The organism is Bacillus sp. Brlt_9 (assembly GCF_051948935.1).
In the GTDB taxonomy this organism is placed as follows: domain Bacteria; phylum Bacillota; class Bacilli; order Bacillales; family Bacillaceae_G; genus Bacillus_A.
Window position 1 is genome coordinate 605437 of record NZ_JAYJLO010000003.1, and the last position, 21461, is coordinate 626897.

The following is a 21461-nucleotide window of genomic DNA, read 5'->3' on the forward strand; positions in this document are numbered from 1 at the left end:
TGAATTTAAGTTTTCTGATGAGAGGTACCCAAATATAATATTTCTCAAGCATAGCAAGGCAGCTAAAACAAAAATTAATGAATCTAGTACTAAAAGGTTATTAGACGTGTTAGATAAAGAGATTGCTGATTTTAAAGATAGAGATCCTAAGGGGGCTGCTAGACTACAGAAATACATTTGGGATAATGAAAAAACATTATTGTATCCTGTGCAAGTAAAAAAGAACGGTGTAAAAATAATATTAGATAAATATATTCTTGGTTTGCCTACTACGAGAGAGGATTCGGGAAAAGGAGTAAAAATATCACTTAAAACCATACCTTCTTTTGATAGATACGTAAAATTAATGGATATTCTTGATGGGAAAAATACAGATGTATATTCCTATGTAGATGAAATCAATAACGAATTAGAAAATGAAGTTCAAGAGAATATATTGAAAATTGATTTAGATAAATATGAACCTTACTATGGAAATGTTGATTACTTAGCACTTGATTATCAAATGAGTCAAAGGTTTCGTTCTCTATTCTCAGAGCTGAAAAGGCAAGTGGGTTTTAGAAAAACAAAGTGCGACCATACATTTACAATTACAGTAGATGTTTCGTTTTGTAATTATAAATGTCCGAAATGCCGTATGTTAATATCTCAAGACTTAGGTGGTAAATTTAATTCTCATATCAGGACTGAAAAGCATTTGTTAAAAATATGCCAGAGTTTAGATGAGATGGTTGAATTAATGGATTCTTTATTTACAGAGTGGAAGCAAGTAGCCGTAATGTATAAAAAGTATTTAGAAGATAGAGATAGATTAGATCTAAAAAACAGCGTAAAGGATTTAGATGAAGCTCTTATAATGCTTTCGTCATATTTGAAAGAGGATAGGATAGAAAATAAATATTCTTTCCTAAGTCTAAAGGATATAGATATTGAAATTCAAAAGACAGAAAAATGGTATTTAGCCTTTCCTTTTTCTTCGCTGGAAAAACATTTTGATTCAAACCAAGGATATTTAGAATTTATTTTGCGTTGGTATGAAAATATGGAAGAATTATCTCGTGAATTGATTCTGGAAATAAAGAGTATAAAAAGTAAAATTGAAGGCTTTGAAGAAAGTAGTTCTATCGCTTACTCAATAGGAGTGGGTGATATTCCAATGTTTGGGCGTGAAGTGAAAATTATATTAAAAGCAGTCGATAAGTTTGATGGGAAATATGGTAAGGCTAGAATTTCCGAACTTTTGTATGGCTCTAAGAGCAAAGAGGTTGAGAAACATAAATTAAACGATCACGAAGATTATGGAAAACTAAAACACTTGGGTAAAAAGTTTATTTCTATAGGGATTGATCAACTCATTGATGAAAAGTTAATGCAAGTTGAGATATCAAGAACCTCTAAAAAGTTGTCCTTAACTACAAAAGGGGAAAGACTGTTAAAAATATTGGAAAAAGATATTAATGATGAAACGATTAACTCGTTATCTTTCGGTGTTTTTGTAAAACTATGTCTTCAGGGGAAAATCCGTGAAAAGGAAAGAACGGAATATATTCACTTCAGGATTATGCAAGAGGATATTGTGTTTTATAAAACATTGGTTCAACATCTTAGAAGCGAAGAGGAATGTATTGAAATTTTCGAGACAGATTTATTAAGTTGTACAACAGAAAGATATCTACCAATTCTCGATTTTTATGAAAAATGGGAAGAAGCAAATAGATTTAAGGAAATGATAACTAGAATAAAAGGAGAGAAACTGAAAGATGTCAATTAAATGGATTACGGGATTTGCACAATATTTACGAGAACAGAAAATCGATGTACCTGTTGCAGTTGTGGAAGAAGCAATTAGAATACAACCATATCTAGAGTTGAAGGATAAAGATACTTTCCGTCATACGCTCAAACAGATTTTTATTAAAGATGTGTATCTTTACGATAAATACGAGATGTGTTTTGAAGAGTATATTAAAGTAAGGTATCAACAAATAATTTCTGAAATTGAAGGAAAAAAAATAGAGGAATCGGCAAACGAAAGCTATGCGAAGATCCAACAACATTTATCTAGACAGATGGGGAGTCAAATAGATAATCATATAAAAAATGATTGGGTGATGAGTAAACTTTCATCCAATGATGATGAATTATCAAAACTGTATGAAATGGCACTTAATAATACTCTTAATGATAATTTTGAGGATGTTAAAGAGATTTTGCATCATACAAACAACAAAGAAATCTTAGCGGTAGGAGAAAATTTAGTTTGGAAAGCTATGCAAAGTAACGCTCCACATTATGTGTTTGATTCTATAAATAGAACAGTACATACGTTATTAGATTTACAAAGTACCGTATTCAAAGTGAAAAGAAGAAGTGAACAGTTTCTATCTGGACACAAAAAAGATGTGCATAAAGGCTTACGTAAAATGATCAGAACTGAAGCAGATAGACTACTAGAAAGACCAATTGAAGAACTATCCAAAAGGCAAATTGATAAAATGCGTAATCAAATAGAAAACACGGCAGCGCAGTTATTGAATCGATATACAAAAATATTGAGACAAACAAAAAAAGAAGATGAGATCGACTTAAATAAGACAATAGAAAATAGTTTGAAGACATTAGGGGTACCGTTTGAGATAGGATACCGATCTAAAAAGAAAAATAAAACAAAGATTGATATCCTACTCGATGTATCAGGTTCGGTAGCGAAAACTGCTGAGTTTTTAACATTATTCGCTTATTTAATCCATAAACGCTTCCCAAACCAAGTTAGAATTTTTTCGTTCGTTGGACTCCTTGATGATGTAACACATTTCTTTGAAACGTCTGATATGGAATGTGCAGTTGAGAATACTTTAATGAAAGCGAATATAGACTATAGAGGTTATTCAAACTATGGCCTAGCATTTCAAAATTATTACGATGAGCATATGAAGAATGTAAATAAAGATACGGTAGTGTTTATATTAGGTGACGCCAGAAATAATAAAAACTCTCTAAACATAGAAGTGCTTGAAGAATTAAATGAGATAACGGATTATGTTTTTTGGTTGAATTCCGAAGTTGAGAGCTCGTGGGGGAAGGGAGACTCTAAGATAAAGAAATACGCAAAACATTGTTCTTTTGTAAAAGAAGTAACCTCTATAGAAAAATTATTAAATGCACTTAATGATGCAGCTGTATTCATTGAAGCGAGTAAACAAAAAAATTAAAAGAAATTTGTAAAAACGACTATATTTCTAGTCGTTTTTTATTTTGGTTAGTATCGAAAAATGGTATAATCAGATAAAATAGATTTAGAACGTATGTTTTGTTATATAACGACATTTGAGAGGTTAAACATATAATGGTTAAGTCTAAACGAAAAAAAAGAACTGGTAGAGCTCCCCGTCGTACCGAGTTAGAGAAAATGGAACACGATTTAAATGAACGGATGAATACAGGGAATGCTAAATCGTCCTCAAATAAAACAAGCAAAAGTGTTACAACACCAAAAAAGAAAAACAAAATTACTTCCGGTAATAAAAAAGGTGTAAATAAAAACAAAAAAATAAATGCTCAAAAAGGAGAGAGTAGGTTTTTCTTCCTTATTCGTAGAGGGCTAATATTTTTAGCAGGTTTCTTTCTCATTTATTTATGCTTTGAGCGGGTTGAGGATAATTACAGGGTTGCGTTTGATTATCTATTCCGCACCGATGCTGGAATCATAATAACAACAATCTTACTGCTTGTATACAGTTCAATCTGGTTATACATAGGCCTTAAAATAGGTGAAAGGAGGAACTAGGCTTGTTTAACACTCTTGTCATTAAGGGATCTGATTTGAAAAAGTGTTTTATTGAGGGGAAGGAAACAAGAAGATTAACTACTAACGGAAACATTGGTGAAATATCTTATTATGATTTGGAAAATGAAAAGTACTACGCACTAGTTGATTTAGAAAAATACTTTATCGAAATAGAAGAAGTAAGTTTTGTAGATAATTTACCTAATAACCTGAATTAATAACAGTTTAATGTAAAGCTAGGAATACGGTATCCTAGCTTTTATTATATAATTTGAATGGAGGAATATATTTCCGGTTCAAATTTTATTATTAATAAGGTAAAATACTTTAGTTAAAAGTTTATTAGGGTAGCAAGAAGGGAAGAGTTACTGCTTTGGAAAAATTCCGAATGAAATTAAAAACTTCGTCTATAGATTTTGAAATAGATGTAGAGGGCATAGAAGAAGAAGATAAACAATTTATTCAAGATATTATTATGATGATAGATAGGAAAGCAAGAACTCATTCTGAAGATCTAGCTGTTGATGAATTGAAAAAGAAGTATGCAGCTGCTAAAGAAGGCTATAACGCATTAAATCCGAAAATAGAAGGGTTTCATAATGGTGTTGATGAATTTATTGCAATAGCCGTAGATAATGAGTATGAGTCCCAAATAAACATAGATACTGATAAGGATCCAGTTAATGAGATTGAAAAACAATATATAGAGGTTGCTGCTGAAATAGCAGGAACTGTAGAAAATATAGAAGGTCAAAATAGTAATAATATAGATTCGGAAGAACTCTCAAAAGTAAGTGAAGAAGCAAGTAAACTACCAATAGAACCAACTCTAGATGAATCCCCCAAAAGTAATGCTGGAATTACTTTATTGAATGGTTCTAAATTAACTGATGATCCAAGCATTAGACTCAATACAAATGGTAAAAAAATATATCAAATGTATTATAAGTGTCCGAATTGCAAGAATACAGGCAAAAGGTATATACCAAAAGAATCCATATTTACGAATTGTCATAGTTGCCACTATAAAATGAGAATAAAATCTGCCTCAGATCAAGGATTTCCAAATAAAGATGCATTTCAAAATGTATTTATTGCAGGAATATTTAAACGATTATAAGGAAATAAGAAGACTTTTTAGAACTAGAATGATTTCTAAAGAGTCTTTTTTATGTTTTTCGTAAAAAATAAATAAAAAGGTAAATAAATATTTAAATAAGAAAATAAAAAGTGTATAATGTTTTTGTAGTGTTAAACAAAACCATTAAAATAAGTAATCATAAAAGGAATTAGTAATAAGGTTAAGTGAGAGGGAATAGATTATGGAAAAATTAAAGATTAAATTTTCGACAGAAGTTGTCAAATTTGAGATAGAGGCTGAAAAAATAGAAAATGGTGACAAAGATTTTCTAGCAAAGATTGTTGGTATGTTTAATGAGAAAACTTCTATGACGTGTTCACATACTGAACAATACATAACGAAAGAATTACAAAATGAGAATCAATTAACTACTGGTGTGACTTCTGAATCTAAAGTTGAAAATGAAGATAAAAATAATCCTGAAACAGTAGAAGAAACAACGGAGGAAGCAGCAGAAGAAACAGTAGAAGAAAAAGTAGTAGAAACAACAGAAGAAAAAGATGAACATAACTGTGCTATAGATGGACAGGCTGAACATAAGTGTGAACATAATTATCCGCACTCAATAGATTTATTAGGAGTAAAAGTTCGTAAAGATGATACTTACGGATACCAGACATACTATATTTGTCCTATGTGTAAGAATAAAGGCAAAAGATTCGCTGGCCAATTCGATAAATTTGTTTTTTGCCACCAGTGTAATTTTAGAATGAATAAAATGAATGCAACTAGCGTTGGTTTCCCAGAAATAGATTCATATGGAAATTACTTTGTTGCAGGAGACTTTATTCCTGTAGGATTAGATTTTAAGAGTTAAATTTTATAAGAGGTTTTTAAAGTCCTGATTTTTTTGTGAAAACTAAATTAATATATATTTTAAAAAACACGCTAATTTTATTAGCGTGTTTTTTATTTATTTTCCTCGATTTTCAATACGTTGTTTCTCTTCCTCTGTTCTATCTACAATAACAATTTTCTTATCTAAAAGGTCCAAAAGCATAAGTAAACTTTCAATTGTATAGTTTTGACCAGAAGTGATTTGTTGCAAAGTGTTATAATGCGGCGTTTTAAATTCATCCCCGTATAATTCTTTGATTTTTTCTGCCATAGTTCTCAAACTAAGATTATTTGCGTCAGAAGCTTTTTTAATGATCTCACTAATTTCTAATTTTGGTTCAGAAATTGTGAAATAAGCTCTTGGTGTATCCATAATGTCAAAAATGCTATATTCCGGAATATTTTTATCTGCTGCCATATTCATTACCGCCTGTCATAATATATTGTGATGTCATAGTTTATTGTGACAGAAACCTTTTGAAAAAGCAAACATTTTATATGTTTAGACTAACAAAAGGGAATACACTGTATATTTGAGTGCCGTTAACATCGCGAATAAATGGTTCGTGTATATGACCGTGCATAAAATATTTAGGCTGCTTTGTTTCGATATACTTGTTAAAGGACTTGAAACCTCTATGAGGATCCCAATCCGGAATAGTTTTGTCATAGACTGGGTTACTATGGGCTATAAATACATCTACTTTTTCTAGGTTGTTCATAAATAGCTGAGTTTGTTCCTCTGTATATTGATTCGGCTTCCGATTATACCTAGGGCATCCGCCAAATCCAGCGAAAGTAATTCCCTCAAACTCAAAAATCTCTTCGTGTATAATTCTAATACTTGTATCTTGCCATTCATTAATGAAATCGTGGTTTCCATACACACCTATCTTGGGGCAGGCATATTTTTCGTCTATTTCCATTGCATCCCTATAATATATATCTCCAAGTAATATAACTAAATCGGGGTTTCCATCAGGTATTTCTTTAACCCCTTGAAAATCACTAAAAACATATATAAGCATTTAAACACCTCCTAATATTTCAAGGATTATAGCTATGATTGTCTGAAATACAAATATAGTAATAGATAATGTATTTAGAAAATTGGAGGTAAGTATGAAAATATTTAAAAGCCTTTTATTTATGTTACGTTTAGTTTGCTTAGGAATGTTAATATGGTTAGGGATTACTAGGGGATCAATTATATATTGGTTGTTCTCAGTTGCATTATTATTCTTTACCGTTTTAGATGTGAGGCGAGGTATTAATAAATCTAAGTTAAAAGCTCAAAAATAAATACATAGTCTCATAACAAATTAAGATGTATTGAAAAGGTGGTTAATGGTGCAAATACTCTACGCGAAAAAAATAAAAAGAGATATAATTAGGGTACATAGGAAGGTGTTATGTTATGAGGATTTTAGTATGTAACGATATGCATTTAGATATTAACTCTAATTATTTAGGAAGAAATTTATTGCCTGAATTCATAGAGGCTCTAAAGAAAAAGAAGCCGGATTTAATTATAATTCCTGGAGATATTACAGACTTTGCAGATCAAACAATAAAGATATTAGAAGTTATTGAAAAGAATGTAGGTGTTAAAGTCCTATTTGTCCCTGGGAACCACGATGTTTGGGTGGATAATACCGAAAGCTCTTGGGATAGTTACAAACTGTTTGCAGACCATTCTACGACTTTAATTGGCAAACCATATCATATAAACGAAGAGTATGTTGTAGTGGGGGATATGGGTTGGTACGATTACTCCTTTGCACCAGATTCAATTCCTTTCAATACGATGCGTTCTAGGAAGAAGACTTTATGGCAAGACGGGAAGTTTGTTAGATGGGGGATGGATGACCCTGAATTTATGCAAAAGCAAATGAACACAATTCAAAAAAGTTTGGAAGAAAATCGCGATAAAAAAGTGATATTTGTAAATCATTTTGTTCCTTATAAAGATTTTATCACTTATAAAAGTAGTGATGCGGAGTGGAATTTATGTAATGGCTTTATGGGTTCAGGTAATCTTGGGTGGTTATTAGATCAGTTTGATAATATAGAGTATGTATTATTCGGCCACACTCATAAACGTTATGGAATTATTGAAGACTATCGTGGTAAAACGGTCATCTGCAACCCAATAGGCTATGTTGGTGAGTGGGATAGTACTGATTTTATGGAAGAACTCGAAAATACCATCGTACTGATTGAATTGTAATAGGACTATTCTAATTGAAAGATAAGTAATAACAGATTATTTGAAGGTGAACATTATTTGTTCATCTTTTTTTTATAGATAAAAAAAACGATGATAAAATATAAAAAACATATTAGGGAGAGTACGAATATGAATGAGATGAAGAAGGTATTAGAATTGACTGGTTTTTCGACGAAAAAGGAATTAAACGAAAGTTTATTTGAACAAATTGTCTTAATTGGACGTACGGATAAAGCTAAAGAAGTGAATACCGATATGATGCTTTCAGTTTTCATAGCACTTGCAGGAGGCTTATATTTAAAAGGCTGGGAAAGATATATTAATTCAGAAGTTTTAAAAGAGCTAGCTGTAGAAACAGACCTTGATCAAGTATTTAAAAGTACAAGTATGCATTATTTACTTCTATCTGATAAAGGTTTTTTATATAAAACGGATGGCCCGGTCGATGGACTTAATGAAAGTAAATTGTTTGGCTTTATTGAAGATGTGGTAGTGAAAACAGACTTGCAAGCAAAATTAAAAATAGAATTAGAAAAAATGATAAAAAGCAAAACGAAAGTAGAAGTGTGTGCGAACTGAGTAATAAGGAATGCACTAACGTTGATAAACAAAAATATATAAAATATAAACTAAAAAGCAGCAAGTTCGGCTGCTTTTTTGACTACTAAGATTAAGAAGGATAGTAATAGGTGTCATAATCTTTCGCGGTAGTTTCACCACATACAGGGCAAACATCTTTCTTGTCTTTTCTGAATACATCGGATTTACACTTATAACAAATGCCTAAAGGCTTATCTTTAAAATATGAACTAGGTATTTCTTGGTCTTCAAACAAATTATCAACTCCTTATCATAAGAATAACAAATCTCTAATCATAGGTGGGATTATGTTTATATTTTTCCAATAAAATAATCTAATGAAAGGTGAATATATAAAAGAGAGAATAAAGGGGTGGGAATATGAATAAAGAACGGAAAATATATACAATGCCAGAGCTATATTTAGAAAAAATTAAAATGTTTTTATCGGATCTGAACTTAGAAACGAATTACAATCTTGATGTTGAAAGAATCTTTAACTTTTATGAACTTGAAAGGAAGTATGATTCATCGATCCCTGAAGAACGAAAACTCTTACTTGGGCATTTTTCTAAAGAAGTTGGAGGTTTTCATTTTAAAGATATAACATTAATGGGTCTATTCAATAAAATTCCCGTTGAATATACTAACATAGCATCTGAATTTATAAAAATTGTATCTATTAAATATGATATTCACGCATCTTTTACATACGATATAAGTCACCACGATAATTACTATCCCCCTAATATGCTAATTTTAATGTACAAATCGTGTTCGGAGATAATAAGGTTTATCGTTCCAGACTGGGAGATTAGGGAACCGTTTATCGAAAATGAACGATTAGCAGAAGAGATATCGCTAGGCATAATTAAGTTGGTTGCAAGAGAAATTGAGAAAAGTGATTTATTGAATAAGTTATTAAATGAATTTCCAGAATTACTTGAAGAGGCATATGATCGATGGGATGATTAATATATAACCCCAAAAAGCTACTTTTGATTAGTAGCTTTTATTTTTTATCGATAATTTAAAGAATGCTAGAATAAAATAAATAGAGTTCTGAGGGGGTAGGGAACAGTGAAAGTAATTGACCGCTTTTTAAATGAATTGGGTTTCTCTTATGGATTTCTTTTAGATAGCGAGGAAAAGGCTTATTTAACGAAGGTTATCAAGTCTATTGATTTAAATGTATTTAATGATAGGTTAGATATATTAGAAACGTTCTCGAGTCAATCTGGCGGTTTTAGAATAGTTAATTGGGAGAATTTAATAGAACTTGATATTCCGCTAACGGTGCAGCTTAGAAGGGAAATTAGTGATTTATTTTTTTGTTTTCGTCTAGAGATACAGAGTAGTTCAAGGAAATTAGAAATTTCTACTGACTCTGATTTTTTAGGGACTTCGGATATGGGTGTAGTTTTATCTGAAAGGGAAGAAGCTTTTAGGGTCTTATTTCCCGCTTGGGATTTAATAAATCCTTTTATTGATGAATTGGTTTGGGAAGATAAAATGATACAAATGATGATGCAATTAATTAAGGATGTAATCCTCAAGTGTGGTTTTATGGGAAAGATTTATGAATCATTACCGGAATTACTAACGAAAGATTTTATAAAAAAATAAAAGATTATATATTCCTCTTATTTGAATAAAGAATTTGTAAAAAAATACTAGGCGTTTTTTATATTACATTTTATATTTTTTGTTGATTTTTATTTAATTAAATAGTATTCTAAATTAGGTTTTACATAACAAAAAATATAAAAGAGTTACTTTTTTACTCAAGGAGGTTCAGGGGAATGAAAAAAATATTATCAATTCTCCCAATTATGTTATTTGCTATTACAATGCTATTCCAAACAAATGCTGAAGCAGCTGTATCGACTATAAATTATGTGGTGAAAACAGGTGATACATTAAACAGTATTGCTAGCCAGTATCAACTTGGTTCGGATGAAATTATTGCTGTTAACCCAGGTTTAAACTCTAGTAACGTAACAGCAGGGAAAACTATCAAAATTCCAGATTTAACAGAAATTAAAAGATTACAAGAAGAAGTAGTAAGATTGACAAACATTGAACGTTCGAAAGTGGGACTATCTCCTGTAGTATCGGACTGGAAAGTATCAAGAGTTGCTCGCTATAAAGCTAATGATATGAGAGATAATAATTATTTTTCACATTATAGCCCTACATATGGTGACCCGTTTATTATGTTAACTGATTTCGGAATTGGTTTTAATAAAGCCGGAGAAAACATCGGTGGTAAAAAAGTCACTCCACAGGATGTTGTGAACGGATGGATGGCAAGTGAAACTCACCGAGAAACAATGCTAAATCCAGTATACAATAAACTTGGAGTAGGTTATTCTAGCGGTGGAGTTCTAGGTGATTATTGGGTTCAAATGTTTATTCAAGGTTAATGGAAAACACTTTAGTATATATGCTAAAGTGTTTTTTTATATTTATTCATATTGATTGTTGACAAATGAACTTATAAATATATAGTTTTGTAAATTGAGAAGGGAGGGTCAAATATGAATAAACTAACAGGTTTATTTATAGGTTTAGGGTTGTTGCTAGTGCCATATGGCATTGATACAGTAAATGCGAGCCCAATAAAATCTAGTACAAATTCATCTATTTCTATTAGTCCTGGTGATTTTGGATTTAGTCAGACTATATCTAATGATTTGTTTTTCCAACCTTATCAAATTAGCACTTCGAAACCGAATCAAAACAACACAAGTACTCATAAATTTGAAGTCTCAGATTTTAGTGGTAGGCTAACTGGTTGGACTGTTTCAGCGACGTTTTCGGATTTTGTTTTAGATGAAAATAATGATGGTGTTGCAGAAGATCGTTTAAGTAAGCACGGTTCAAGTATTGACTTTAAATGTTCTTTACCGACTTTTAAATCATTGCCTCACGCTTGTCAAACTGATCTAAATAAGGTAATAGGAACTAGTGGTACATCACCAAGTATTATAGCTGCTGCAACGGCTACAAGCGCTTCAGTAGGGAAGTTTGAATACACTTTACCTGTAGGGTTCTTTTCACTGAAATTTAATAATGATGTTAAACCGGGAATATATAAAGGGACGTTAACTCTAGATTTCGGTTCCGTATATACACCGTAAGAAAAAAACGAGTAATCAATACTCGTTTTTTTAATAGGAAAGATAAATAAAGTGTATAAAAACAAACAATATAGGAGGTGGTATATTGATGAAGAAATTTTTACTGTCGATGTTAATTATGTTTGGTTTTTCGCAAATTAACGTTCTTGCAGAAGAAGGTAATTTCTCTGTTCGACCATTATTACCGATAGACCAGTTAGATAGTAAGGTTCCATATTACTATTTTCCTATTAAGGGTGGGGAAGTAAGGGTATTAGAGTTTGTAATAAAAAACCATAAAAATGAAAATACAATTATCGAAGTGAATTCAGCGAATGCGCTGTCAAATCCATACGGAAATATGCATTATACGGATAAAGATACAACAACATTTAGTTCTTTCTTAAGTAATGAATATAAACTAGCAGATATAACCGAAATTAATAAACGTATAAAGTTAGGTCCCAATGAAGAAAAAGTTGTCTCGTTCAAAGTAAAGGCTCCTAAAAATGTGAATAGGGGGCAGCTGCTGGGGGCAATACAATTTCAATTGGATGTAACTTCTATGAACAAGAGAACAGCTGCGTCAGAGGATAATGCTGCTTTTTCTGTTCAAGTGAAGCATAGGTATACGATTGGTATTCTTGCTAATTTCCCCGAAAAAGTACCTTCAAAAGTGGAAATCAAATCTTCAAAAGTGGATGCAAATAATCAAACTCCACAAATAATGACCGAGATATGGAATGTAAATCCTGTTATTACTAAGGATTTAAGCCTTAAATATAAGGTGTATAGCAAATCGAAAAAGAAAGAAATATTTAATGGTGAGAAATTACTGTATAGTTTAGCGCCAGTAACTTCTTTAAAATTACCTGTGGAATGGAAATATAAAGATTTCAAAGAAGGTGATTATGTAATTGAATTATCACTAATAAATAATAAAAATGATCAACTTATAACTTCAAAAGAAAATAAATTTACCGTTAAGAAAAAGGATATTAATGAATATGCTGATCATACAAATCAAGATGATAGTTTTATTCCGAAAGCTGTTAAAGATTCAAAATGGTTTAATATTGGTATGGGTATAGGATTATCTATCTTGTTTATAGTAGGATATGTAATCGGAAGGTTCGTAAGTAAAAAACAAAAGACACAATAATGTATCTTTTGTTTTTTTACCTTAAAAATTATGGAGCAATTTCTAAATCCCAAATAATACTTGCGTTAAATACAGTTTCTTTTTGGGATTGATTTAATTTAATGCTTTTTGGTAGACGTAATTGAATATCATCTTTTAAAAGTTCTAGTTTAAAATAAGAGCTGTTTTTCAAACTTGAAGAACGGAACAGTTCTTGAGGAATACTATGTATACCTATGTTTATTAGCTGCTGTTGGGTTTGATGGAATTCATTTAGCCGCGATAAATTTTTAAATAAAAATTCATCTGGAGTAAATTTAATTCCGTTGTTTGATATGAAATCCGTCATCGATACCTTTAAAGAGTAGGTAGTAGGAATATCTACATTTTCTTTGTATTCGATATATTCCTTGTCCATAGCAGATGGAGACACTGATTGGTTTGAGTTAAGTGATATAGTAGGAAATTGTATTAAACTCGGAGTTACAAAGTTATAAATTCCAGAGGACTTTTGTGTTGAAAAAACTTCGATATATTTATTGATATCTAGTACCTCTAGTGTGTAGGTATAAGATTGGTTGTTTGAGATTGTAGAATCTACAAATTTGTTATCTGAACCTGTATAAATTATTTGTCCGTTTCTTTTTAATCTGTACTGTTTATTAATGTTAGAATGCTCCCAAGAAATATTTATGGCATTATAAGTAGTCTTTATTTGAACTTTTGGGTTGTATATCTCTAGTTTCACATCGATAGAATTAGATTTTCCGTTTCTACTATCGAAAATAGATGTAATACCGCTATAAATAGTATTCTCTTGTAGATTACTAAAGTCTATAAACCAAGGACGAGTACTATCGGAGGCTATATCAGAATATGAATTTTTAGATTCAAATTTTAAGGAATTTGTTTGTAGAACAAGTTTAACCGGATCTTCTTGTTCGTTGTGACTAAACGAAGAAGGTAAAGCGAAGTTATCCTTTGAAATAGCAGGGATTATTATTTCCTTATTTATGTTATTTAACTTAGGTTGATAATTTATGTGAGTAACGTTAATAGATTTTATTGTTTCATAATTATTTTCATCGCGGGCATAAATTGTATAGTTGCCATTTTTATTTATATCTATAAAGTCTCCCGTAAAAGAAGTGCCGTCTTTTTTTACCTCATCCTTTGATTTAATACCGTCGATCCATTTTCTTTCTACAATATTACTAAGGTCATATATCTTAATGCCTAATTTAAGCCTGTCTTGTTGCCATTTATCAGGCTCTGAAAATGTAATTTCAGGTGGATCAAGGTCCATATAATATATACCTGTGTTTTTATACGTAGAATTCCCGATATTATCAAATGCCTCTAAATGAAGATATAGTTTTCCACTTTTATTTATTATGACTTCTCCGGCTTTTTCGGGCTGGATTGAAGACCATTGTGTAGGTTTTGTTATAGAATCTGTAATGGCATATCTAAAGCCTCTGTAACCAGAACCCCCTGTATCGTCAGCAGACACTCTTACTTTAACTGGTTGTTTAGTCCATTGGGGGGAAGAAGTTACGTCTACATTTATTGTTGGAGGGATAGTATCTTGTATTGTGAAATTTAGTATTGCCTCTCCGCTAACTCCCGTGTTGGATAAAGCCTTAACTTTAAGAATATATGAACCAGGTCTAAAAGTGTCGTTGAAAGGTATATTGAATGAAAAAGGTTCGGAAGTATTTTTGGAAACATAGCTCTTAAATAAAGTGTTTTTTGACATAGTTTGAGATTCAAGCTCGTAATAGACATCAGTTGGGACATTAGGGGTTTCTGAGTATATTTCACCTTGAACTGAAAGCGTGTCATTTACACCGAATATTTGGTTTGTAGGTGTTTTGAACTTTACGTTAAGAGGGAAAACTACTGGAACAGGGATTTCATTAATTTGAGATTGATTTAATCCAAGTTGACCTTCTCCGTCTGATCCAGTCGTATATAATTCACCTTTATTAGTAAGTACCATTGCGTGTTTTAAACCACCGGTTACTTTTTTAACATCAGTAATTCCTGGAACTTTCCTAGGTTCGTTTCTTTGGTTTAAATCGTTTAATCCAAGTTGTCCGTATCGATTATCTCCCCAACTTAGTACCTCCCCATTTTGCAAGACTGCATAAGAAGAATAAAGTCCTGCGCTAATAAAAGTAACTTTGGATAGAGAGGGGATTTTTGTTGGAATTGAAGGAGTCTTTGTATTACCTATACCAAGTTGTCCCAAAGAGTTATCTCCTGCTGCCCAAACATTACCTTCGAAATCTAAAAAGAGATTGTGGTTCATTCCGGTTGCTATACTTTTTATAGGAGGTAATGTATTTACAAGTGTTGGGATTAAATAGACGCTATTAGGCAATCCGTATCTTAGATAGCTATTATCACCCCAAGCAAAGACTTTACCAGATTCGGTAAGTACAAGATTTTCATAACTACCAGAGTATACATTAATGTACTTTTCATTTTTAGGTAAAACGGCTTCTTGGAATGCTAATAGACCTGCGGGTTCAAGTGCGCCTGATACCGTTTCATTTACTTCATATCCTAATCCTAGCAATCCATTGATGTCGTATCCCCAAGTAAAAACGTTATTGTTTTTTGATATAGCTATGCCGGTATTTCTACCTTGTGAAGCAGTAATAATGTTGAAATCTTCATTTGTTATTTTTGAATTCGTGTTTTCTAATTTCATTGGTGTATAAGGTGCTCCGGTTCTTCCAATTCCATTTTTCCAAGGATTTCCGTATGTCCAATATCCTCCATTCTCTAAGAGTATTCCTCCGTGTATAGAGAATGTGGAAAAACCGTTAATTTCTTTTATAGGACCAATTCCAGAAAAATCTTTAACCATAACTGGAATATTGAAATCGGTATCTCGACCAAGTCTTTCGCCGGCGTTGGTTCCACCCCAAGAATACAATTTATTATCATTGGTTACTGCGAAAGATGAATAATAAACGGAAGAGATATCTTTAACATTTTTTATAGAGGGATTAAGGATGAATGATGTTTTTGTGTTTTTATCTTTTGTAGAGAGCTGGCCGTAGTTATTACGCCCAACTGTGGCAAAGGTTCCGTTTATATACTGTAATAACGTTACATTCATTCCAGTACCTATTCGCTTAACGTCTTTGAATCCTGTGTATATTGCAACATTGTTTCCCCAATTAACTCCTTGATAGGGAATTGATGTTCCTAGGCTTCCATAGTTGTTGGGGCCTAGCCCGTATACTCTTCCATTTTCATCAAGAAGAATTAAATTTTCGAAACCACTTTTTATATCAACAATTTTAGCGTTCGAGTTCTCTAATTTTAACTCAACCGGTTCTTTTGTGCGGTTTGGATAATAAAATACTTTACCATCATCGGTTAAGAAAGTAGGGTATTTTGACGCTTCTATTTTTTTTATTTTGTAAGAAGAGGAACCATTAATTTTTGTGGCGAAATTTGGATAACCTTCTCCCCAAACATAAATGTCTTTGTCTATAGTTAAAGCCATTGAATATCGTTTGTTTAAATCATTAGATATACTGACAACGTTTGATAATGGTTTCTCCGTTCCTTTTATGAGTTTTTTATATGTAGGGACCGAACAATTTTCAAATTGTGCACTGGTTAATGTGATTCTAGTGAAATCGTGCATAGGTACTACATATTCGTTGTTACATATGCCTTTTGAACCGTAATCGTTTTGTCCATCGCCAAATTGCCCAAAATAATTACTATAGGAAGAACGGACATAACCGTCATTTGTTAGAATATGAGTTGTTTGATGTGCATTAACATCAGTAAATCCTCCCATTTCAACATCTAAGACAGGCAGATTATTATAAATTAATGTTGGTTTAGTAGCACCTGAACCCCAATAATAGACTCTTCTAGATTCAGTCAAAGCTATAACATTGACTGATGCCGCATCAATTTTAATTACTTTCTCGTTATTAAAGTAGGATGGGTCTATGCGAGTGGGGGAGGATCTATCTATTTTATCTTCTAAACCAAGTTGTCCTAGATCGTTTCGCCCAAAGGTCCAGACACTACCGTCCTCTTTTAAAATGGCTGTAAAACCAAGTCCCCCAATAAGCTGCACAGAATCAAAGGAAGAAATATTTGAAGTACTGTTAATTTCAAAAATTTCGGTTGCTTTTACCTGAGCCGGTTTATAAGGTGTGTTTGTATCATTGGATACTAATGGGGGGAGTAAGAGGAGAGATAATCCAATTATTAGGAATTTGTTTAATTGCTTTTTTGGGAAAATAGAAATGATGACCAAACCTCCCGCCAAAAAAAAGGAATGCAATATTGATTTGTTCTGTATAAAGTTGGTGACTCCTAATAATTTAAAGAAACAAAAAAACGTACCATATAATGATACGTTTTTAGGGTGTAAGTTGTAGGTCCCATATAATAGTGGAGGAAAAGTTATTATTTCCGTTTTGTTCTAAAAGAATATTCCTCGGAAGTTTTAAAGAAATATTGTTTTTTAGAACCTCTAATTTAAAGTACGATGCAGAATCATTTGCCTTAGAACTAATTATCTCTGTAGGAGTGGCTCTAAGTAAAATGTCTCCTAGTTTTTCAACAACTTTGTCTTGTCGATTTAATTTTGATACGTTTTTTAATAAGAAGGATTCAGGAGTAAAGGAGGAGTTCTTTGTTTTGAAATTGGTAATTGAAACGTTGAGAGAGTATGGAGAAGGTAAATCAGAAAAATCCTCATATTTGATAAACTCTTTATCTATCTGTGTAGGTGAGAGTTCTTCGTTTTTACCAAGAATTGTAGAAGGGAATGAAATAGAAGAAGGGGTATCTAGTTGATAAAAACCAGTTTCTTTATCAGAAGATGCTACTTTTATATATTTATCTTTTGCTTTAACTTCTAGTTCATACTTATTGGTTGAACGGTCTAATTCTATGTTGTTTTCAACAAAATAATTATTTGTGCCGCTATAAATTATTTTTCCGTTTTTTAATAGTCGGTATTCTTGGAATAGTATCGAGTGTTCCCAAGATAAATGGATAGAGGATAGTTTATTTTTTAAAATAAATTTCGGATTAAATATCTCTAAGTTTATTTTATTGCTGTTTGAGATTCCGTTTTTCGAGTCTTTAAGAAGAATTTCTCCCGAATGAATAGTGTTCTCTGTTAATTTTGGTGTTGTGAACTTCCAAACTACATTACTCTTCTCATTTTTATCAGAATTTGTATTTGTGGAGGAAAGTGTTTCATTATTTAGTTTGATTTCCGCAAGAGTTGGATCACCTATATCCGTATGAGTAAGAGTAGTATGGACTTCAAAAGTGTCTTTTGAGTTTATTGGTATCAAAATGTCGGAAGTGGAATTATGAAGTAGTGGTTGATGATTTAGATTAGAAACAGTAAATGTTTTTAAGGACTCTTGGTTATTTTCATCTTTAGCATAAATAGTGTAGCTTCCATTATTATTTATGTTTATATGATTGTTTTCAAAGTTGTTACCTGTTTTGATAATTTCATCTTTAGTTACATTACCGAATTTCCATTTCTTTAATGTGATATTTGAAATATCTTGGACGGTAACAAGTAGTGATAGGTAATCTTGCTGCCATTTGGGCGGCTCTTGAATTTCTATGTTCGGTGGGTATAAATCTAAATAGTAAGGTCCGGTCATTAAGTATGTTTTATTTCCAATGTTATCAAATGCTTCAAGGTGTAAATATGCTAATCCGTTAGTGTCTATTTTTAGAGATTCTTGTTTTTTCTCTATTATAGCAGACCAATTGTTAGGGATTGAAGTTGTATTAGTGATAGCATAACGGAAACCTCTATACCCAGATCCTCCAGTATCATCAGATGAAACTTTGATGTTTACGGGGTCAAGTTTCCATTGGGGAGTAGAATTTATATCCACATTAATAGTAGGATTAATTTTGTCTGTCACGCTAAAATTAAAGAAGTTTTCCCCTTTAACACCAGTTTCATTTTTCGCAATGATTCTGAGAGTATAAGCACCTAATTCATAAGTTCCGTCCAGTTTTATATTCATTTGAAACGGTTCAGGGATTAATTTTGAGTTAAACTCTTTAATTAAGCCAGTTTGTTTTCCTTTTTTTGATTCTATTTCGTAAGTTAAAGAAATAGGGACTCCAGGAGTTTCTGTAAATACTTCTCCGGTAATAGCTAGGTTATCATTTGTAGTGAAATCTTGATTATTTGAATTAAAAATAGAAACAATAGGTGGGAAAACTACAATTATTGGATTTGGATTGTATTGAGGTTGTCCTAATCCCAATTGACCTTCACCATCAGATCCAGTTACGAATAGATTGCCAGACTCATTTATAAACATAGCGTGCATCTGTCCACCGTTCACCTGTTTGACGGTTGTTGCGTTTGGTACTTTACGTGGCTCATTTCTTTGAATTAAGTCATCTAATCCTAATTGACCATATCTATTATCTCCCCAGCTATAAAGTTCGCCATTTGTTGTGATGGCGTATGAAGAGTTCATTCCAGCTCCTATGGTTTTTATTTTAGGTAAATTGTTTATTTTGGTTGGAATAGGAGGGGTACTGGTATTACCGATGCCAAGTTGACCATATGAATTATATCCGGCCGCCCAAACATTGCCCTCGTAGTCTAAATATAGATTGAAATCTAATCCCATTGCTATTTCTTTAATTGGAGGAAGATTGTTTACTAATTTAGGTATAGAAGTGTTACTAGTCATACCATATCGTATTGGGGTTCCGCCCCAAGCGTATATTTTACCTTCTGTAGTTAGAATGAGATTTTCGTATACTCCTGAGTAAACCTTTTTAAACGTTTCGTTTTTAGGAAGAATAGGTTCTTCAAAAGCGTATCTCCATCCCGGTTCCCTAGTACCGTTGTTTATTTCATATAATATTTCACCAATACCTAACATTCCTAAACCAGCGTCATATCCCCAGGTGTAAATCTTGTTATCTTGTGATAGGGCGATTCCGTGGAAATATCCTTGAGAAGCAGAGGTAAAATGAAAATTCCTATCTAAAAGAGTACTATTCAAGTTTTTTACAGGCTGACTCACTGAATTATAAGGAGCGTCAGATCCTAAACCTCTTTTCCAATTCTCGCCAAAATTCCAAAATTCTCCGTTATCAAGTAAAACGCCTCCGTGGATGTAGTCGCGTGTTGAACCATTTAGTTCTTTAATAGTCGCGCGACCGGAGAAGTCTTTTACGATTTTAGGAATATTTCTATCACCTGGTCTGTTTAAAGTCTCTTTAATCTCTCTACCACCCCAAGAATGAAGTTTATTATCACTTGTTGAAGCAAAGGATGAAAAATTAATACTTTGTATGTTAGTTACATTTGTGAGATTTTCATTTTTTGTAAATATATGTTTTGAATTTATATCGGTAGTGGCCAGTTCTCCATAGCTATTTCTTCCGAAAGTTGCAAATCGGAGGTCGTTAAATTGGATTATAGAATGTTCCGCTCCTGCACCAATTCTTTTCACATTTTCTATTCCAGTAAATGTAGCTAGAGGTGTTTCAAATGGTGTTCCTGCTTTTGGTATCTTGGGTCCTAAGTTTCCATATGTATTAGTACCGATCCCATATAATTTTGAATTTGAAGTTAATACAAGTAAAAAATCAGCTCCGCTTTTTATATCAATTATTTTTTCATTCGAACCCTCTAATTTAATTTCAACAGGTTCTTGATTAATATTTGGATAACAATATAGTTTGCCTTCATCATTTAAAAAAGTGGGGTATTTTGACATTGCGATTTTAGAAATTTGATATTTATCTGCACCAGGAAGTTTCTTTGGAATATCAGAATAGTTTTCTCCCCATACATATAATTCGTTAGATTTTTTTAAGCCTAAAACACCTCTACGATTAGGTGCAACTGAAATATCAATGATATTTATTAAAGGTTTAATTGAGCCTTCGATAGGCTTTTTATATAAGTTGTTAGATTCACAGCTTTCAATTTTAACATCCTCGTATGCGAAATATGAGAAATCGGAAAAACTCGTAGTAGTGACGTTCTTACAATTTCCAAGAGCACTAAACCAACTGCTTGTACCAATGCCAAATGCGGAAAATACATTGGATCCTGAACTTCTTACCATTCCTTCATTCGTTACAATTTGCATAGAAGGGTAGGGGGCATTGTCTGATTTTCCGGATGCCTCTATATCGATTATCAGCGGGTCGTTATAGATTAGTGATGGTTTTAGAGTACGGTATCCCCAATGATAAATTTTACCTTTTTCAGTTCTGGCGATAACTCCTATAGAATACGCCTCGATTTGTTTGATTTTTTCATTATTGAATAATGAAGAATTTAACCTCGTAGGAGAAGATCGATCAATAGTATCGTTTAATCCTAACTGTCCATAATCATTTCTTCCCCAGGTCCATACGCTACCGTCTTCTTTTAATATTGCTGTAAATCCTAAACCTCCTGTCATTTGAACAGCGTCAAGAGGTAGTTCTTGTGCATTTATTAATTCGCTTTTGATTAATGTATTTGGTAAATCATTATTATTTATGTTAGATAAAGGGGAAAGGGGAGGGTTAATTAAACATAGTGAAGCTACGTTTAATGTAATTAATTTAAACAC

The 21461-nt window shown here is 32.1% G+C and carries 19 protein-coding genes; 14 read left to right on the forward strand and 5 right to left on the reverse strand.

The annotated features are described in order from the left end of the window. Positions 1-106 precede the first annotated feature (106 nt). The 6 genes from VF726_RS15720 (at position 107) to VF726_RS15745 (ending at position 5745) form a co-directional block, all read left to right on the forward strand. Positions 107-1771, forward strand: a complete 1665-nt coding sequence (locus VF726_RS15720; RefSeq protein WP_440169833.1) for an RQC domain-containing protein — start codon at positions 107-109, stop codon at positions 1769-1771. Beyond that, complete coding sequence (locus VF726_RS15725; RefSeq protein WP_440169836.1) at positions 1761-3212, forward strand: VWA domain-containing protein; 1452 nt, start codon at positions 1761-1763, stop codon at positions 3210-3212. The genes VF726_RS15720 and VF726_RS15725 overlap by 11 nt, the downstream gene beginning before the upstream one ends. A 134-nt stretch (positions 3213-3346) precedes the next feature. Beyond that, the gene (locus tag VF726_RS15730) at positions 3347-3787 is read left to right on the forward strand and encodes a hypothetical protein (protein ID WP_440169839.1); all 441 of its coding nucleotides are present in this window, start codon (positions 3347-3349) and stop codon (positions 3785-3787) included. Between the two features lie 2 nt (positions 3788-3789). After that, the gene (locus VF726_RS15735) at positions 3790-4005 is read left to right on the forward strand and encodes a hypothetical protein (RefSeq protein WP_440169841.1); all 216 of its coding nucleotides are present in this window, start codon (positions 3790-3792) and stop codon (positions 4003-4005) included. Between the two features lie 170 nt (positions 4006-4175). After that, positions 4176-4907, forward strand: a complete 732-nt coding sequence (locus tag VF726_RS15740; RefSeq protein WP_440169843.1) for a hypothetical protein — start codon at positions 4176-4178, stop codon at positions 4905-4907. 202 nt (positions 4908-5109) lie between these two features. Beyond that, complete coding sequence (locus tag VF726_RS15745; protein WP_440169846.1) at positions 5110-5745, forward strand: hypothetical protein; 636 nt, start codon at positions 5110-5112, stop codon at positions 5743-5745. Between the two features lie 96 nt (positions 5746-5841). Here the strand turns inward: VF726_RS15745 and VF726_RS15750 are convergent, their stop codons facing one another. Both VF726_RS15750 and VF726_RS15755 read right to left on the reverse strand, forming a co-directional pair. Then, a complete protein-coding gene (locus VF726_RS15750; protein ID WP_440169849.1) occupies positions 5842-6183 on the reverse strand; it encodes a hypothetical protein in 342 nt (113 codons plus the stop codon). A gap of 76 nt (positions 6184-6259) precedes the next feature. Then, a complete protein-coding gene (locus tag VF726_RS15755) occupies positions 6260-6793 on the reverse strand; it encodes a metallophosphoesterase family protein (RefSeq protein ID WP_440169851.1) in 534 nt (177 codons plus the stop codon). Positions 6794-6887: 94 nt separating this feature from the next. Between VF726_RS15755 and VF726_RS15760 the strand changes: the two genes are divergently transcribed. From VF726_RS15760 to VF726_RS15770, 3 genes are all read left to right on the forward strand, one after another. After that, positions 6888-7067 carry a hypothetical protein gene (locus VF726_RS15760; RefSeq protein WP_440169854.1) on the forward strand — a complete coding sequence of 60 codons (180 nt, stop codon included), beginning with the start codon at positions 6888-6890 and terminating at the stop codon, positions 7065-7067. Between the two features lie 115 nt (positions 7068-7182). Further along, a complete protein-coding gene (locus VF726_RS15765) occupies positions 7183-7995 on the forward strand; it encodes a metallophosphoesterase (RefSeq protein WP_440169857.1) in 813 nt (270 codons plus the stop codon). 129 nt (positions 7996-8124) lie between these two features. After that, entirely contained in the window at positions 8125-8574 is a 450-nt protein-coding gene (locus tag VF726_RS15770; protein WP_440169860.1) for a hypothetical protein, read from the forward strand. Positions 8575-8665: 91 nt separating this feature from the next. Here the strand turns inward: VF726_RS15770 and VF726_RS15775 are convergent, their stop codons facing one another. Then, positions 8666-8830, reverse strand: coding sequence for a hypothetical protein (locus VF726_RS15775; RefSeq protein ID WP_440169863.1), 165 nt, complete (start codon positions 8828-8830; stop codon positions 8666-8668). Positions 8831-8955: 125 nt separating this feature from the next. On the opposite strand from VF726_RS15775, the gene VF726_RS15780 reads away from it, so the two are divergent. The 5 genes from VF726_RS15780 (at position 8956) to VF726_RS15800 (ending at position 12858) form a co-directional block, all read left to right on the forward strand. Next, complete coding sequence (locus VF726_RS15780) at positions 8956-9549, forward strand: hypothetical protein (protein ID WP_440169866.1); 594 nt, start codon at positions 8956-8958, stop codon at positions 9547-9549. A 105-nt stretch (positions 9550-9654) separates the two neighbouring features. Beyond that, positions 9655-10200 carry a hypothetical protein gene (locus tag VF726_RS15785; protein ID WP_440169868.1) on the forward strand — a complete coding sequence of 182 codons (546 nt, stop codon included), beginning with the start codon at positions 9655-9657 and terminating at the stop codon, positions 10198-10200. A gap of 176 nt (positions 10201-10376) precedes the next feature. Next, the gene (locus VF726_RS15790; protein WP_440169871.1) at positions 10377-11000 is read left to right on the forward strand and encodes a CAP domain-containing protein; all 624 of its coding nucleotides are present in this window, start codon (positions 10377-10379) and stop codon (positions 10998-11000) included. A 114-nt stretch (positions 11001-11114) separates the two neighbouring features. Beyond that, a complete protein-coding gene (locus VF726_RS15795) occupies positions 11115-11717 on the forward strand; it encodes a hypothetical protein (protein ID WP_440169874.1) in 603 nt (200 codons plus the stop codon). 88 nt (positions 11718-11805) lie between these two features. Beyond that, a complete protein-coding gene (locus VF726_RS15800; RefSeq protein ID WP_440170200.1) occupies positions 11806-12858 on the forward strand; it encodes a WxL protein peptidoglycan domain-containing protein in 1053 nt (350 codons plus the stop codon). Positions 12859-12886: 28 nt separating this feature from the next. On the opposite strand, the gene VF726_RS15805 is transcribed toward VF726_RS15800, so the two are convergent. Next, on the reverse strand, positions 12887-17137 hold the full coding sequence (locus VF726_RS15805; protein ID WP_440169876.1) for an RCC1 domain-containing protein: 4251 nt from the start codon (positions 17135-17137) through the stop codon (positions 12887-12889). Between the two features lie 106 nt (positions 17138-17243). Then, complete coding sequence (locus VF726_RS15810; RefSeq protein ID WP_440169879.1) at positions 17244-21461, reverse strand: RCC1 domain-containing protein; 4218 nt, start codon at positions 21459-21461, stop codon at positions 17244-17246.

What these genes read in the sequence shown, in the direction of transcription:
- VF726_RS15725 (WP_440169836.1), top strand. Translation starts at nt 1,761, where the DNA reads ATGTCAATTAAATGGATTACGGGATTTGCACAATATTTACGAGAACAG.
- VF726_RS15730 (WP_440169839.1), top strand. Translation starts at nt 3,347, where the DNA reads ATGGTTAAGTCTAAACGAAAAAAAAGAACTGGTAGAGCTCCCCGTCGT.
- VF726_RS15740 (WP_440169843.1), top strand. Translation starts at nt 4,176, where the DNA reads ATGAAATTAAAAACTTCGTCTATAGATTTTGAAATAGATGTAGAGGGC.
- VF726_RS15745 (WP_440169846.1), top strand. Translation starts at nt 5,110, where the DNA reads ATGGAAAAATTAAAGATTAAATTTTCGACAGAAGTTGTCAAATTTGAG.
- VF726_RS15750 (WP_440169849.1), bottom strand. Translation starts at nt 6,183, where the DNA reads ATGGCAGCAGATAAAAATATTCCGGAATATAGCATTTTTGACATTATG.
- VF726_RS15755 (WP_440169851.1), bottom strand. Translation starts at nt 6,793, where the DNA reads ATGCTTATATATGTTTTTAGTGATTTTCAAGGGGTTAAAGAAATACCT.
- VF726_RS15760 (WP_440169854.1), top strand. Translation starts at nt 6,888, where the DNA reads ATGAAAATATTTAAAAGCCTTTTATTTATGTTACGTTTAGTTTGCTTA.
- VF726_RS15765 (WP_440169857.1), top strand. Translation starts at nt 7,183, where the DNA reads ATGAGGATTTTAGTATGTAACGATATGCATTTAGATATTAACTCTAAT.
- VF726_RS15770 (WP_440169860.1), top strand. Translation starts at nt 8,125, where the DNA reads ATGAATGAGATGAAGAAGGTATTAGAATTGACTGGTTTTTCGACGAAA.
- VF726_RS15780 (WP_440169866.1), top strand. Translation starts at nt 8,956, where the DNA reads ATGAATAAAGAACGGAAAATATATACAATGCCAGAGCTATATTTAGAA.
- VF726_RS15790 (WP_440169871.1), top strand. Translation starts at nt 10,377, where the DNA reads ATGAAAAAAATATTATCAATTCTCCCAATTATGTTATTTGCTATTACA.
- VF726_RS15795 (WP_440169874.1), top strand. Translation starts at nt 11,115, where the DNA reads ATGAATAAACTAACAGGTTTATTTATAGGTTTAGGGTTGTTGCTAGTG.
- VF726_RS15800 (WP_440170200.1), top strand. Translation starts at nt 11,806, where the DNA reads ATGAAGAAATTTTTACTGTCGATGTTAATTATGTTTGGTTTTTCGCAA.